Below are 14,194 nucleotides of genomic sequence, written 5' to 3'. Positions count from 1 at the left end.
GGAATTTCCTTTCCGAAATCAATCAGGTTTTCGGAAAAGATAGTGGGAGACCATCCATTCCTTCCCGTCCTTGTAACCAAACAGCTCGCTGCAGGCCATGTAGAAGATGCGCCAGCGCTGAATCCAAATCGAGGCCGCCTCGGGAGAGCCGTAGGTCTCCTCGAAAATTGGCCGAATCTCCTTTTCCCGCTGGTCCTGCAGCTTCAGCCAAGCCTCGAGGGTCTTGCTGTAATGCTTCCCGTTCACCCGCCAATGGCGTTCAATTCTCAAGTAGTCCTGAAACCGGAGGAGCAGGTCATCGCTGGGCATTGTCCCGCCGGTGAAAAAGGTGTTCGCCATCCAGTCATCCGGTCGCCCGCTGTCCTCGAAATGGTACGCGTAATGTCGATGCGTGAAGATGTGCACGAAGAGCTTCCCCTCGGGCAGGAGCCAGTCACTGATGTTCTCAAGCAGACGATGATAGTTCTTCATGTGCTCGAACATCTCGATGGAGACAATTCGGTCATACTGTCGATCCGCCTTGAACGTATTCATGTCCGAGGTGACAACGGCCACGTTGTTCAGTCCACGTTCCTTGGCGCGACTCAGAATAAACTCCCGTTGCGGGCGTGAATTGGAAACCGCCGTGATTGAGCTTTCAGGATAGTGTTCCGCCATCCACAAAGTCAGGCTTCCCCAACCGCATCCCAGCTCGAGTATGTGCTGGCCGGATTCAAGCTCCGCCCGGCTACAGGTCAAACGAAGCATTGCCTCCTCGCTTTCCGCAAGGGTTTGAGCGGTATCTGACCACCAGCCACAGCTGTATTTCAGGCGCGGACCCAGCACCTTCTCAAAGTAAGGCGGCGGCAACTCATAATGCTGCTCGTTCGCCTTGTCCGTCTCCGTCGCAATCGGGCTCCGCTTTAATTCACCGACAAAGGCGTCGATGCTCTCGTTCTTTCCAATACGTTCTTCATTGGCAAGGCGAGCCGCCAACAGACGACGAATCCCGTAACGGATGACAAAATCCGGCAAGAGCCGTTTTTCAGCTAAAGTGATAACACTCATTCAATTGACCTATACTAAGATTTGGGGAACCAGGGGAAGAAGGCAGATACCTCCTTCTGATATTTCCGGTAATCATCTCCCCTGCTTTTAATCGCTTGTTTTTCTGTGTAAGGGATTCCCGTGAACTGTACAAGCAGTAAGAACATGACTGCCGGACCTAGCAACGTCAGGGGCCACCATGTCCCAATGCTTGTTCCGAGAAGAGCCAACCCCAGGACTGGATATCCGGCCCAGTGCAGCCATTCAAAAAAGTAGTTGGGATGTCGTGACAAACCCCAGAGGCCAGTGCGACAGGTTTTGCCCTTGTTTTTCGGGTTTGCTCTCCATGCAGCCAGCTGCCGGTCAGCCACTGATTCGCCAAAGACAGAAAACAATATCAGTGCAGTCCCAAGAAAATCAAAAACCGACAAATCCGCACGCGGCAAATGCATCAAGAGAAGAATTGGCGCGGTAAGGAGAAGATTGGCAATTCCCTGCGCCTGAAAGAATAAAAAGAAGTTCCGGTCAGCGATTTCACCCCAGTGCTTGCGCAGGTAAGCGTAGCGCGGATCCTCGTGATCATCGCGAAGAAGTCTGCGCAGAATATGCAGCCCGAGACGAATTCCCCAGAAGCCCGCAATCAGCAAGTATAGACCCTTCCGCCACAACACACCATCCACCCAGGCGGCATACCATCCTACTAGAAGGACGAGCGTCAGGCTCCAGCCAACATCAACCCAGCCCGCGTTGGCCTCCCGGACCGATCGGCTCCACAACAGATAAAAACAGCAGGCCACCAGAATCCAGCCCGTTAAAACAATCATCGCAATACTCATGATTTACCTCGCTCAGCTAATATACGTGATTTTTCTGTTTGAATCCACTCTTGTCTTTCCCGATCGATCGGCGTCTTGAGAAAAACGAAACTGGCCGCGAGAAACAAGCTCCCCACGCCCAATCCAAAAAGCCAGGCAAGGGCGCGATCGGTATCTTCCGATTGTGCGGCAAGGGATTCCTCATACCCGATTACGGAGAGCATGAGACCGGTCAAGCCGAGTGTGATTGAGCGGGCCACTTTCTGTCCCATGCGCCAGAACCCAAAATAGATTCCCTCCCGGTCCTCCCCGTTGCGGACAAAATCCTCGTCGGCAATATCCGTCACCAGCGATTCCACAAGGATGATTGCGCCAACGGCAAAACCTCCAATCACGGCGGCTATGACTGGACCAACAACTGAACCCTCCGGGAAAAGCGGATAGGCGACCATCGACATGACACCAAGGACAAACATGCCAATGAAGGCGGGTTGTTTCTTCCCGTAACGGCGCCCCAACCAGACCCATGCCGGAACGGAGAGCACAATGACCAGCGTGAAAACACTCAGTATGGGTCCCTGGATCGCCGACTCGGACAGGTTCAGGCTGTCCTTGTAATAAGGAAGCGCCAGCGTCGAGTTCATCGAGCGCCCCATGGCCACAAGGATAAATGCCAGGAAGAACGGGAGAAAAACCGGGTTTCGCAGGATCCGGCCCAGGTTGGCAAGGAAGTCCTTCCAGTGAAAAGAGTCTGTTGGCGCGGGCAAATTGACCGAGCGGCGCCAGGTTGCCACAATCGTGATGAGGGCCGTGAGGACAACTGCCGCGCCCATGTAAATACTGCCCAATCCCCTGCTCTCCTCCAGACCCGCAACCGTGGCCACGTCAACCTGCAGGGCCTTCGCCGCAATCAGCGGTGACAATATCCCGGCAAAGAGCCCGAAGGTCCCGAAGATCAGGCGCCACCCATAGAGCTCTGTTCGCTCGTGAGTGTTTGGTGAGAGCACGCCCCCCATGGCGATGTGCGGCACCCCGATGATTGTAAGCCCCGTATTCACAATCATGTAGCTGATTAATAGATACAAAAATAATATGAACTGGCTGTCGGCGCCGGGCGGGTTGAAGAGCAGCGCAAGCCCGCCGCCAAAAATCAGCCCTCCAAGAAAAAGGTAGGGAACAAACCGGCCCAGACGGGTGGAAGTACGGTCAACAAGGCCGCCCATCAGCGGATCCGTCACGGCATCCCAGAAAATTGCCACTGCGAGAGCGATCCCAGCGAGCATTGGGGAGAGCCCCACCCCACGGATGTAGTACTCGAGCAGATACAGCTGCAGCAGAAGCTCGCCGCCAGCCAGCCCGAACTCGGCGGCCCCATAGCCCGCCTTCATCCGCTTGTTCAGGGCCATATCAAGCCCTTGGCTTGGGAACGATTGTCCCCATGCCGCCATCCAGCGCAATGACCTGGCCGGTCATCCATGAACCCTTGTCGGAAACCAGCCACGCGGCAAGCGAAGCCACTTCATCGGCATTGCCGATCCGGCCCACCGGATGCATGCGCTCGGAAATACGTCGGGCCTGTTCGTTGGATGTCAGCGCACTCGTCGCTGGTGTCTCGACCAGTCCGGGAGCAATGGCATTGGCGCGGATTCCGTTGGAGGAATAGGTTGCACTGATTGAGCGGACAAGGCCCTCAACACCACCCTTGGCAGCGGCAATCGCCTCGTGGTTGGACAAGCCCGCCTGCGCCGCTACCGAGCTGAACAATACAATCACGCCGTGCTTTTGTTTCCGCATTATATTGACGGCCGCCTTGGAAGCGTAGAAGGCGCTGTGCAGGTTTGTGGACAGGACAGCTTCCCAGTCGCTCGTCGAAAGCATATGCAAGGGTTTCAGGGAGACACTCCCGATCGCGTGGATGTAGGCGTCAACGCCACCGACTTCCCCGGAGAACTCTTTGAAAGCCTGCTCAACGGCCTCCGAATCCGTGGCATCCGCCGAATACAGTTTGAGATGCGGATGATTTTCCGTAAATTCCGACCACTTGTCCGAAGGCCTGCCAAAGCCGCCAACGGTCCAATTTTCGGATGAAAGGACATTTGCCACGGCTGAACCGATTCCGCCGGATATTCCGCCAATGAAAACGCGCTTAGTTTCTGATGGTGAAGTCATTATGTACATTACTCAACCTTGGAAAATATGCCAGTAAGACTTGGTACTTTAGTTGAAAAAGCCGCCAAAGTGGCAATATTGCCCCTAATGAAAAGACGCCAGATCTCCCTGCTTCTCCTCGCCATGCTCCCCTTTGTGGCGGAAGCAAAGACTTTCCAGTTCCCGCAAAACATTTCCGAGGCCTCAGTTGAGCTGCAAAAAGTCGGCCAAGGCTCTTTCCGATGGATGTTTTTTAAAGTCTACGAGGGCGCTTTTTATCAGGATTCGGGAAATCTTGAAGCGAGTGCTCTGGACGATGTGGCGAAATGCCTTGAGCTGCAATACAACGTTCGCATCACCGCCGACCAGTTTAGGGAGAGCGGTGATTCCATCCTCAAGCGGAATCTGGATGACACAACGTGGCAGAACATCCGGGATCGCCTTGCACGGCTGAATGAGGCCTATCAGGATGTGGAAAAAGGCGATCGCTACGCTCTGGTGTACACTCCCGGGAACGGGACCACCCTCAAGCTGAATGGAGAACCGCTGGTCACGGTCGAGGGTGCTGATTTTGCCAAGGCCTATTTTTCTATCTGGCTGGGGGAAGATGCCGTGAAGGCATCCTTTCGGAAGGCACTGCTCTCAAATTAGCGAAAGCCATTGCCTGAGTTGCGATAAGTTCCACACTCTCCGGTCTGCATCATGTTGCTGACCGTCCGAAACCTCAGTCTTGCCTACGGCCCGAAGACCCTCTTCCGGGATGCCTCCTTCAGTGTCCAACCCAAGGCGCGTACCGGCTTGGTGGGCCCCAACGGCAGCGGCAAGTCCACGCTTCTGAAGATCCTTAACAAGTTGCATGAAGCGGATTCGGTGGAGATCGAAATGCGGTCGGATATCGTCTTTGGTTACCTTCCGCAGGAGGGCATTGTCCTGCAGGACCGCTGCGTGATCGAGGAAGTGGAAGCGGCCGCCAATGACATCCAGACTCTTCAGCAACACCTCAAGACCGTCGAGGACGAGCTCCAGCAACTTTCGCACGATTCCGAGGAATACGCGGAATGTCTCGATCGCCTCGGGCATTACACAAACCAGTTACAGGATCTTGAAGCCCACAAGCTACGCTCAAAGGCGGAGAAAATCCTTTTTGGGCTCGGCTTCAACAAGGCCGACCTGACCCGCTCCTGTGGCGAGTTCTCCGGTGGTTGGCAAATGCGGATTGCCCTGGCCCGGCTACTCCTCGAGGAACCGGATCTCCTCATGATGGACGAACCGACCAATCATCTGGATCTTGATTCACTGCGCTGGCTTGAATCATTCCTGAAATCCTATCCGGGTGCCCTCCTCCTTATTTCGCACGACCGGGCCCTGCTTGACCAGCTCTGCAAATCCACCCTTTCCATCGAGATGGCGGATCTGGTTCCCTACACGGGCAATTATACCTCCTTCCTCCAACAACGCGCGGAACGTCAGGAACAGCTCGAGACCACCCGTAAAAGCCAGGAGCGCAAGATTGCCCAGACAGAGCGCTTCATCGAGCGCTTCCGCTACAAGGCCTCGAAGGCTTCCCAAGTACAGAGCCGGATCAAACAACTCGACAAAATCGACCGTATTGAGACGGAATCCGCAGACCGGACAATTCATTTTGAGTTTCCCCTTTCCCGGAAGAGCGGCCACACCGTTGTTACTGCCGAGGGTATCCACAAAGCCTATGGCCCAACCCGTGTCTTCAAGGACTTTTCCCTTGAAATTGAAAAGGGCGACCGCGTCGGCGTGGTCGGTCTCAACGGGGCTGGCAAGTCCACCCTGGCACGGATCCTTGCCGGGCGCGAGCCAGCCGATGCGGGCAAAATTGAGCTGGGCCACCAAGTCGATGTCGGCTACTTCGCCCAGGACCAGAGCGAGGAACTCGACAAGAAACAATCCGTCTTTGAAGTCGCCGCAGGTCCGCCGGTACGGGCAAACAATACGCATATCCGATCAATTCTCGGGGCCTTCCTCTTTTCCGGTGATGACATGGACAAGCCGGTCAGCGTCCTCTCTGGAGGCGAGAAGAACCGCCTTGCCCTCGCCCGCCTGCTCCTCTGCCCCGCCAATTTCCTCATTTTGGACGAACCCACCAATCACCTCGATATGGCCAGTAAGGCAGTCCTGCAGGAGGCCCTTCAGACTTTTCCCGGGACGACGTTTGTTGTTTCCCACGATCGACATTTTCTCAATCCCGTGGTCAACAAGATCCTTGAGATCCAACCGGGTAGCGTGCGCACCTTTCCCGGCAATCTTGAGGACTACATGTGGAAAATGGATCAGGAACGATCCCGCGAGAACAAGGGACAGGTAACTTATCAGTCGCAAAAATCCGCCGAGAACCCCAAGGAACGACGACGGCGCCTCGCCCAGCAACAACAAGCGCTGGCCCCGTTGAAAAAGTCATTTGACCGGTTGGAAGCCGAGATCCTGGACCTTGAGGAGAAGATTGCCCAGCGGGAGGTTGAAATGGCCGAGAAATCCTACTTTGAACAAGGGGAAGCGACGGCAACAGGGGTGAAGGAATACGATACATGGAAGGCTGACCTGACCCGCAAAATGGATCAGTGGGAAAAGACAGGCGCGGAGCTGGAGCAACTGCAGAAGGATCCGGAGTAAGCCACCCATTTTCCTTGAGGCTAGCCGCCATTCTGCTAAACTCCACACATGAGCCTACAGAGCCATTCCTATGAGCGCTGTCGTGCCTTCATCGACAGCAACTTTGTCCAACCCCAACCGGAGAGTCCGCGCGCCCCGCTTGCCCTGACGATATCCCGTGAAGCTTACAGCGGGTGCCATGAGATTGCGGAGGAATTGATCCGTCTCCTGCAAAAGGACAAGCGCCTGGGTGAGCACAGCTGGGCCCTGTTTGACCGTGATCTTGTACACAAGGTTCTCGAGGATCACCACCTTCCCAAGGCAATGGCCAAATACATGCCGGAGGACAGGGACCACAACTTCACCGGACTGATCAATGAAATCCTTGGGCTGCATCCATCCCAGTGGGAATTATTTCATCATACCTGTGACAGCATCCTCAAACTCGCCAATATCGGGAATGTCATCGTTATCGGAAGAGGCGCCCACATCATCACGAGGCACTTGAGGCACGTCGTCCATGTTCGGGTTATCTGTCCGCTCGAAAAACGCGCCAGCCGGGCGAGTTTGCGGATGGATATTTCCTACGAGGAGGCCTTGAAAACAATCAAGCTGGACGATGCCGCGCGGGCGGCCTTTGTGAAATCGCACTTTGATGAGGCCGTCAACGATCCGATGGCCTATCATCTCATTCTAAACACTGGAAAACTGGATCATCTCGAGGCAGCACAGATTCTTTACCAGACATTGCGTACGCGCTGATTGACAAATCTTCCTTCAGCAGGTCCTTTGACCACATGGCAGCCATCCCTCCACCCGAAGCAATTTCACTCATCGGTGATACCGTTGCCATCAAGTGGCCAGACGGACAGGAAGATTACTTTCCCATGGAGCGCCTGCGCGCCCTCTCCCCCAGCGCCGACAATATCGGCGAGCCGGATATCTTCGGCAATATTCACGGGGCCGATCCCCGGACGGAATTCCCTGGCGTCACGGTGACCGACTTCGAACTGGTCGGGCGCTATGCCGTCCGCTTCATCTTCAGCGACGGCCACCAGACAGGGCTCTTTTCCTTCGAGTATCTCCTGGAACTCAGCAAGGAAATGTAGGGGACAGGTTTATCCTGCGGCTTCGTGGTATCGCGGCAAAAATTCGCCCGCTACGGTTCAGCCAATTGCTTCGTCCATCTTCCGTTCTTGAAGGAACGGTGCAGGATCCGAGGCAAAGTGCCCGGGCGAGACCTCCGTCATCTCAGCGCGGTCACGTTCACCGGCGCCTGTCATGAAAAGTGGTGACGGCGGATCACCTTCAAGGACAATTCGTTTGCGGGACCGTTCCACCTCGGGATCGGGAACCGGAATGGCACTGATCAAGGCCTTCGTGTACGGATGATAAGCGTTGTCCATGATCTCCATCGCTTCACCCAACTCAACCAGACGACCCAAATACATGACGGCAATCCGGTCGGAAATATATTTCACCACGGAGAGATCATGTGAGATAAAGATCATCGTGAGTCCCATCTCGGCGGTCAGGTTCTTCAACAGGTTGAGAATCTGGGACTGGATGGACACATCAAGCGCGGACACCGGCTCATCAGCGATGATGAGTTTTGGTTCCGGGGCAAGGGCACGGGCGATGGCAATTCGCTGACGCTGGCCACCGGAAAACTCGTGCGGGTATTTCTTCATCTGGGCCGGATTAAGGCCGACGGTCTTCATGAGCGAGCCAACCGCATTGACCAACTCGCGGCCCTTGTAGTCATGGCGCGTGCGGATGGCTTCCGAAAGTGTGTCGTATACCGTCATCCGCGGATTGAGCGATGCATAGGGATCCTGGAAGATCATCTGGAAGTTCAGACGTTCCTGGCGCACTTCGTCCGCGGAAAGACTAGTCAGCTCTTTCCCCTCAAGCGTGATGCGACCGCCGGTCGCCTGCTGCAACTGCATGATGGTCCGCGACAGGGTTGTCTTGCCGCAACCGGATTCACCGACAAGGCCGAGAATCTCACCTTTTTGTAGTGATAAACTAATACCATCAACAGCCCGCACATGACCGATAGTCCTTTTGCGGATCATGCCCTTGGTAATGGGAAACCAGGTCTTGACGCCCTCAAGTGTCAGGAAATCAGCGGCCATCGAGCACCTCCTCAAGCGGTGGAAGGATGACATCGGACTCGCGCACCCAATGGGTTTCCGAAACCTGTCTCAAAGGCGGTGGCGTGTTATCCCACTTGCCCCCGCTGCTGATACCCTCGCGCAGGGCAAACGCATCACCGGGAATCGGCCTCGACAAGTCCGGGGGCAGACCCGGAATCGTGTAGAGCGGCTTCCCCTTGCTGCCAAGCGAGGGAATGCTCCGTTGCAGAGCAACCGTGTAGGGATGCTGGGCATTGTGAAATACATCATCCGCTGTCCCCGACTCGACAATTTTTCCGGCGTACATGACATTGACGCGGTCGCACATTCCCGCGACAACCCCGAGGTCGTGCGTGATCAAGATGACCGCACTGTTGTTGGCCTTCTGCCGCTCACGGATCAGCTCGAGAATCTGCGCTTGCACAGTCACGTCCAGAGCGGTTGTTGGCTCGTCAGCAATGAGAATGTCGGGATGTGTGATCATCGCCATCGCAATCATCACGCGTTGACGCATGCCTCCTGAAAATTCGTGTGGATAGAAATGGATCCGGGTTGAGGCCTCCGTGATGCCGACTTCTTCAAGTGCCTGAATAGACCGGGCCAGGGCCTCTTTCTTGTTGATGTCCTCGTGGAGCCGAAGGGCCTCAATGAGCTGCGTCGAGACACGCAGGTACGGATTGAGGGAAGTCATCGGATCCTGAAAAATCATGGAGACCCGCTTGCCGCGAATGGCCTGCAAATCCTTGTTGCGGCAAGCGAGCAAATCGGTCTTGCCGTCGAAAATGGCCTGCCCACCCTCAATACGACCGGGCGGTTGAGGCACCAGCCCCATCAAGGAATAACAACTGACCGATTTACCGGAACCCGATTCACCCACAATCCCGAGAGTCTCCCCACGGTTTACGGAAAAGGAGACACCATCAACGGCCCGCACGGTTCCGTTGCGCGTGTGGAAGTAAGTCTTGAGGTCCTTGACGTCGAGTATCGGCATTTCAGGAATCAGTCTTTGCTTGATTTGGGATCGAGCGCGTCACGCAGCCCGTCTCCAAGAAAATTCAGGGAAAAGAGAGTCAGGGAGAAGAAGAAGGCGGGGATAATCAGCAGGTACGGATACAACTGGATGTTGTCGGCCCCAAGCTTGATCAGGCTTCCCCAAGAAGGCATGGGCGGTTGCACACCAAGTCCAAGAAAGCTCAGGAAGCTCTCCAGCAGCATGACTGCCGGGACCGTCAATGTGGCATACACGACAACCACCCCGAGAACATTGGGAATGATGTGCCGCAGAATGATCCTGCGCGTCGAATAGCCAAGGGAAACGGCCGCCTCGACAAACTCCTGCTTTTTCAGGCTGAGGACTTGTCCACGCACAATTCGCGCCATGGTCAACCATTCGACCGCGCCAATGACCACAAACAGAAGCACAATACTTCGCTCAAAAATGGTCATCAGGAGAATGACGAAAATCGTGAACGGAAGTGCGTAAAGGACATCGACAATCCGCATCATGCCGGCATCCACTTTCCCACCGATGTAGGCGGCTGTAGCGCCATAGGTCACCCCGATCAGAAGCGAGACCGTGGTGGCGATGATTCCCACCCCGAGCGAGACACGCCCGCCCACCATGACACGCGTCAGTTGGTCACGCCCGAGATCGTCCGTCCCGAAAAGGTGCGCCAGACCCGGTCCGACCAAGGTCTTGTCGAGATCATTGCTCCGGTAGTCATGAGGCGAAAGGAACGGCCCGATAAAACAAAAGGCGACCATGAACACGAGCACCCAGAAAGAGGCGAGCGCGAGATGGTTTTTGCGAAGGCGATGCCAGGCATCCTGCCAGAGGGACGTTCCCGACTCAAGGGCATCCAGATCGACCGCGACTTCCGGAAGGCGTTTTTCCGAGGGACTGAGATTTGTATTCATCGACATCAGGAATCTTCAAACCGCAGACGGGGATTAAGGATGACTTGCACAATATCCACGAGGAGATTGGCAGCGGTTATGAGAACCGCGTAAAGAATGACAGTTCCCAGCACGAGCGTGTAGTCGCGGTCAAAAGCGGAGCTGACAAACTCGCGGCCCATACCCGGGATTTGGAAGATGGTCTCGACGACAAAGCTTCCCGAAATAATTCCGGCAAGTGCAGGCCCCAAAAAGGTGACAACCGGCAAGAGCCCGCCTTTGAGCGTGTGAAAAACAATTACCCGCCAGAAGGGAACGCCCTTGGCCACCGCCGTCCGGATGAAATCCTGGGAAAGCACTTCAAGCATGCCGCCACGGGTGATACGGGCGATGACGGCCGCATAGACCAACCCGATTGTCAGGGCCGGCAGCACGCGGTCTGCCGGGACAAACCAGCCCGAGACGTTGAACCAGCCCAGCCAGACCCCGAAGACAAGGGCCAGAATCGGTCCAAGGACAAAGGTGGGCAGACATATACCAATCATCGCGAGCGACATCGGCACATAATCAGCGAGGGTGTTTCGATAAACGGCTGCGACAATTCCAATCGGCAAACCAATTCCCAGGGAAATGAGCAAGGCCCATGCACCCAGTTCAAAACTCACAGGAAAACTTGCGGCAAGGATCTGGTTGACTGAGCGGGTTTCCGTAAAGGAAGGACCGAGGTCGCCCTTGACCAGCTGGCCAAGATAATTCGCGTATTGCACCATTACAGGCTGATCAAGTCCGTAGTGGGCCATCAGGCGCTGCTTGATATGTTCAGGCATCTTCCGCTCCGCGCTGAAAGGATCGCCGGGAGCAAACCGCACCATGAAAAAGGTGACGGTGATGATCACAAAAAGGACGACGACAGCTTGTACGAGGCGTTTGGCGATGAACTTGAACATGAATCCCTACTCGCTGAGATAAAGGTATTTGAAGGGACGGTTGTCCAGTAGTTTCGGGGACCAGCCTTTGAGCCGCGGATCCATCAGGTAAATCCGGGTGTAGGAATAAAGGGGGACAATCGGGAGTTCCTCGAGCAGGATGGCTTCCGCTTCCATAAGGCTGGTGAAGTGCTCCTCCTCTGTCTTGGAACGGAAGGCCGCATTGATCAAGGAGTCATAGCGGTCATTACCCCACCCTGTATCGTTGTTGCCATTGCCTGTGGTGAACATTTCCAGAAAAGTGATCGGATCCATGTAATCCCCGATCCATCCGGAACGGGAAATGTCATAATCCAGATGACTCTGCGCATCCAGGTAGACCTTCCACTCCTTGTTCTCCAGTTGCATGTTGATGCCGAGGTTCTTGTTCCACATGGCAACAACCGCCTCGGCGATCTTGCGGTGGCCCTCTGATGTATTGAAAAGTAAATACAAATCCGGGAAGCCCTCCCCGCCCGGGTAGCCCGCCTCGGCAAGGTAGCCGCGTGCACGCTCGGGATCGTAGGAAAGGACATCCGGTGCCGAGAACCCCTTGAATCCAGCGGGCACATAGGCTTTTGAAGGCTTTTGATCACCAAGTGAGACCTTGTCGACAATGGCCTGCCGGTCGATGGCGTAGTTCAGCGCCTTCCGCACAAGCGGATTATCCAGCGGCTCACGCTCAACATTGAGCCGGTAAAAATATGTCCCAAGGTAATCGTCAATGTGGATCAGATCCGGCTTGGTCTTGCGTAGGATCGGTATGTCGTTGGTCGGGACCGTGCCGGTGACATGCAGCAACCCGGAATCAAACATACGCTTTTCCGTGTTATCGTCCTCGACCGGGAAGAAATAGACCTCGTTCAGCTGCATGCGCTCGCGATCCCAGTAAGTCGGGCTCTTGACGACCCGGAGGTATTGGTTGGGCAACCAGGTATCCAGAACAAAAGCCCCGTTCCCGACATAGTTGCCCGGAAGGGTCCATGTCCCGCTCATGTCGAAGGGACCGCCATGGGCCTCAATTGTTGCCGGGTGGACAGGGAACCAACTGTAGTGCTTGAGCATGCTGAGGAAATAAGGCGTGGGACCAACCAGCTCGATCCGGAGGGTTTTATCATCCACGGCGACAACGCCCACCTCGTTGAAATCCGACACTTCGCCATTTTTGTAGGCTTCCCCGTTCTTCAGGACATAGAGCATCTGGGAATACTCCCCGGGAAAGTCCGGATTGAGCATGCGCTCATAGGAAAAGACAAAATCCTGGGCTGTGACAGGGTCGCCGTTGCTCCACAAGGCGTCTTCACGGAGAAAAAAGGTCCACGTGCTGGCGTCCTCGTTGGCTTCCCATCGTTCCGCCACACCCGGCTCAGGCAGGTTGTCATCGGTCGGATGGTAGGCAATCAAGCCCTCCAGAAGGACCGAGATTATCTTATTTTCGGTCACTCCGGTGGCACGCTGGGGATCGAGGGTCTTGGGCTCCGCTCCATTCCCAAAGAGCAGAATGCCTTGTTCGACGCCCTCATCGGCATTCGGGATGCCCGCACCGCATCCAGCAAGGAAAACCCCTCCGAGACCAATACAGGCCAGTTGACCCAGCCGGTTAATGATTAAAGCAAAGGATGACTGCATCGCCCCAAGGTCAGTATTTCCAAAGAAATTGCAAATCCGATTGAGTTTCTCACGGGACTCGCGACATTGCCCCCATCAACCAGCTCGCCAAGAAAGAATTTTAATGCCTGACCTACCAAACCACAAGCGCTTCGATTGCCACATGCACACGCCTCTCTGCGGACACGCAGAGGGCGATACGATCGAATATGTGGATGCCGCTTCCGAAAACGGAATCTCCCTGATTACATTTACCTGTCACATCCCGATGCGGGAGGACCGCTTTGCCCAGGAGGGTATCCGGATGCGCCTGAATGACATGCCGCGCTACAGGAAAATGGTTGAAGAAGCGCGCGTGCACGGTGAATCGAAAGGGGTTGAAGTCCTTTACGGAATTGAGGCCGAGATTCACCCGGATGAAGAGGCCATGGTGGAAATGGAGGCTCTCATCCAGTCGGAACCATTCGATTTTGTCCTTGGCTCGCTTCATCACATGCTCCCGGCCTTCCGCGATTGGCTGGCGGCCAACAACTGCACATCCGACGCGGAGAAGATTCGAGAATACTTTAAATGCCTCGGCCAAGGCGCTGCCAGCGGGCGCTATCACAGCCTCTCCCACCCCGACGTGATCCGTGTATATTCAACGCTGGAAGGGCAGTTCGATCCGGTCGCTTATGAGCCTGAGATCCAAGCCTTTCTCGATGTCGTGGCGCAAAGCGATGTCTGCCTGGAAATCAACACCAGCGGTCTCATCAAGGGAGATTTTGTCGTGCACCCGGACCCGCTCATCATGCAATGGGCGCTCGATCGGAAAATCCCGTTTACCATCGGGTCTGACTCCCACACTCCAGCCCGCGTTGGCATGCACTTTGAGGAAGTTATCGAGGAATACCGGGAACTGGGCTTGAAAGAGCTCCATTACTTCCGCGGCGGCCAAAGACAGACGGTCGGGATTTGAGCGGGAATTATTTCTTCT

The 14,194-nt window shown here is 55.3% G+C and carries 14 protein-coding genes; 5 read left to right on the top strand and 9 right to left on the bottom strand.

From position 1 onward, the window contains the following. Positions 1-18 precede the first annotated feature (18 nt). Genes G0Q06_RS00675 through G0Q06_RS00660 form a run of 4 tightly spaced genes read right to left on the bottom strand, consistent with a single transcriptional unit; the run spans position 19 to position 4,010 of the window. Entirely contained in the window at positions 19-1,047 is a 1,029-nt protein-coding gene (locus G0Q06_RS00675) for an SAM-dependent methyltransferase (RefSeq protein ID WP_163961443.1), read from the bottom strand. A gap of 14 nt (positions 1,048-1,061) precedes the next feature. Continuing rightward, positions 1,062-1,862 carry a DUF1295 domain-containing protein gene (locus tag G0Q06_RS00670; RefSeq protein ID WP_238710177.1) on the bottom strand — a complete coding sequence of 267 codons (801 nt, stop codon included), beginning with the start codon at positions 1,860-1,862 and terminating at the stop codon, positions 1,062-1,064. Continuing rightward, positions 1,859-3,247: an MFS transporter gene (locus G0Q06_RS00665; RefSeq protein ID WP_163961441.1), complete on the bottom strand. Its 1,389-nt coding sequence runs from the start codon at positions 3,245-3,247 to the stop codon at positions 1,859-1,861. The genes G0Q06_RS00670 and G0Q06_RS00665 overlap by 4 nt, the downstream gene beginning before the upstream one ends. 1 nt (position 3,248) lies before the next feature. Next, positions 3,249-4,010, bottom strand: coding sequence for an SDR family NAD(P)-dependent oxidoreductase (locus G0Q06_RS00660; protein WP_163961439.1), 762 nt, complete (start codon positions 4,008-4,010; stop codon positions 3,249-3,251). Positions 4,011-4,097: 87 nt separating this feature from the next. Here G0Q06_RS00660 and G0Q06_RS00655 point away from each other — a divergent pair, with 87 nt between their 5' ends. The 4 genes from G0Q06_RS00655 to G0Q06_RS00640 are packed head-to-tail and all read left to right on the top strand — an operon-like array spanning position 4,098 to position 7,720. Then, positions 4,098-4,640, top strand: a complete 543-nt coding sequence (locus G0Q06_RS00655; RefSeq protein WP_163961437.1) for a chalcone isomerase family protein — start codon at positions 4,098-4,100, stop codon at positions 4,638-4,640. Positions 4,641-4,691: 51 nt separating this feature from the next. Continuing rightward, positions 4,692-6,632 carry an ABC-F family ATP-binding cassette domain-containing protein gene (locus tag G0Q06_RS00650; RefSeq protein WP_163961435.1) on the top strand — a complete coding sequence of 647 codons (1,941 nt, stop codon included), beginning with the start codon at positions 4,692-4,694 and terminating at the stop codon, positions 6,630-6,632. Positions 6,633-6,680: 48 nt separating this feature from the next. Next, a complete protein-coding gene (locus G0Q06_RS00645) occupies positions 6,681-7,373 on the top strand; it encodes a cytidylate kinase-like family protein (RefSeq protein ID WP_163961432.1) in 693 nt (230 codons plus the stop codon). Between the two features lie 35 nt (positions 7,374-7,408). After that, positions 7,409-7,720 carry a gamma-butyrobetaine hydroxylase-like domain-containing protein gene (locus tag G0Q06_RS00640; protein WP_163961430.1) on the top strand — a complete coding sequence of 104 codons (312 nt, stop codon included), beginning with the start codon at positions 7,409-7,411 and terminating at the stop codon, positions 7,718-7,720. A 57-nt stretch (positions 7,721-7,777) separates the two neighbouring features. Here G0Q06_RS00640 and G0Q06_RS00635 read toward each other — a convergent pair whose 3' ends face one another. The 5 genes from G0Q06_RS00635 to G0Q06_RS00615 are packed head-to-tail and all read right to left on the bottom strand — an operon-like array spanning position 7,778 to position 13,239. After that, entirely contained in the window at positions 7,778-8,749 is a 972-nt protein-coding gene (locus G0Q06_RS00635; protein WP_163961429.1) for an ABC transporter ATP-binding protein, read from the bottom strand. After that, complete coding sequence (locus G0Q06_RS00630; RefSeq protein ID WP_163961427.1) at positions 8,739-9,740, bottom strand: ABC transporter ATP-binding protein; 1,002 nt, start codon at positions 9,738-9,740, stop codon at positions 8,739-8,741. The genes G0Q06_RS00635 and G0Q06_RS00630 overlap by 11 nt, the downstream gene beginning before the upstream one ends. An 8-nt stretch (positions 9,741-9,748) precedes the next feature. Beyond that, the gene (locus tag G0Q06_RS00625) at positions 9,749-10,666 is read right to left on the bottom strand and encodes an ABC transporter permease (RefSeq protein ID WP_163961425.1); all 918 of its coding nucleotides are present in this window, start codon (positions 10,664-10,666) and stop codon (positions 9,749-9,751) included. 5 nt (positions 10,667-10,671) lie between these two features. Further along, positions 10,672-11,592, bottom strand: coding sequence for an ABC transporter permease (locus G0Q06_RS00620; RefSeq protein WP_163961423.1), 921 nt, complete (start codon positions 11,590-11,592; stop codon positions 10,672-10,674). A gap of 6 nt (positions 11,593-11,598) precedes the next feature. After that, positions 11,599-13,239, bottom strand: a complete 1,641-nt coding sequence (locus G0Q06_RS00615) for a peptide ABC transporter substrate-binding protein (RefSeq protein ID WP_163961420.1) — start codon at positions 13,237-13,239, stop codon at positions 11,599-11,601. Positions 13,240-13,342: 103 nt separating this feature from the next. Here G0Q06_RS00615 and G0Q06_RS00610 point away from each other — a divergent pair, with 103 nt between their 5' ends. Beyond that, positions 13,343-14,176, top strand: a complete 834-nt coding sequence (locus tag G0Q06_RS00610; protein WP_163961418.1) for a histidinol-phosphatase — start codon at positions 13,343-13,345, stop codon at positions 14,174-14,176. The last annotated feature ends 18 nt before the right edge of the window (positions 14,177-14,194 follow it).

Source organism: Oceanipulchritudo coccoides (assembly GCF_010500615.1).
GTDB lineage: Bacteria > Verrucomicrobiota > Verrucomicrobiia > Opitutales > Oceanipulchritudinaceae > Oceanipulchritudo > Oceanipulchritudo coccoides.
The sequence above is the reverse complement of the archived record's forward strand: the minus strand, read 5'-3'. Positions and strand labels throughout refer to the sequence as shown.

What these genes read in the sequence shown, in the direction of transcription:
- G0Q06_RS00675 (WP_163961443.1), bottom strand. Translation starts at nt 1,047, where the DNA reads ATGAGTGTTATCACTTTAGCTGAAAAACGGCTCTTGCCGGATTTTGTC.
- G0Q06_RS00670 (WP_238710177.1), bottom strand. Translation starts at nt 1,862, where the DNA reads ATGAGTATTGCGATGATTGTTTTAACGGGCTGGATTCTGGTGGCCTGC.
- G0Q06_RS00665 (WP_163961441.1), bottom strand. Translation starts at nt 3,247, where the DNA reads ATGGCCCTGAACAAGCGGATGAAGGCGGGCTATGGGGCCGCCGAGTTC.
- G0Q06_RS00660 (WP_163961439.1), bottom strand. Translation starts at nt 4,010, where the DNA reads ATGACTTCACCATCAGAAACTAAGCGCGTTTTCATTGGCGGAATATCC.
- G0Q06_RS00655 (WP_163961437.1), top strand. Translation starts at nt 4,098, where the DNA reads ATGAAAAGACGCCAGATCTCCCTGCTTCTCCTCGCCATGCTCCCCTTT.
- G0Q06_RS00650 (WP_163961435.1), top strand. Translation starts at nt 4,692, where the DNA reads ATGTTGCTGACCGTCCGAAACCTCAGTCTTGCCTACGGCCCGAAGACC.
- G0Q06_RS00645 (WP_163961432.1), top strand. Translation starts at nt 6,681, where the DNA reads ATGAGCCTACAGAGCCATTCCTATGAGCGCTGTCGTGCCTTCATCGAC.
- G0Q06_RS00640 (WP_163961430.1), top strand. Translation starts at nt 7,409, where the DNA reads ATGGCAGCCATCCCTCCACCCGAAGCAATTTCACTCATCGGTGATACC.
- G0Q06_RS00635 (WP_163961429.1), bottom strand. Translation starts at nt 8,749, where the DNA reads ATGGCCGCTGATTTCCTGACACTTGAGGGCGTCAAGACCTGGTTTCCC.
- G0Q06_RS00630 (WP_163961427.1), bottom strand. Translation starts at nt 9,740, where the DNA reads ATGCCGATACTCGACGTCAAGGACCTCAAGACTTACTTCCACACGCGC.
- G0Q06_RS00625 (WP_163961425.1), bottom strand. Translation starts at nt 10,666, where the DNA reads ATGAATACAAATCTCAGTCCCTCGGAAAAACGCCTTCCGGAAGTCGCG.
- G0Q06_RS00620 (WP_163961423.1), bottom strand. Translation starts at nt 11,592, where the DNA reads ATGTTCAAGTTCATCGCCAAACGCCTCGTACAAGCTGTCGTCGTCCTT.
- G0Q06_RS00615 (WP_163961420.1), bottom strand. Translation starts at nt 13,239, where the DNA reads ATGCAGTCATCCTTTGCTTTAATCATTAACCGGCTGGGTCAACTGGCC.
- G0Q06_RS00610 (WP_163961418.1), top strand. Translation starts at nt 13,343, where the DNA reads ATGCCTGACCTACCAAACCACAAGCGCTTCGATTGCCACATGCACACG.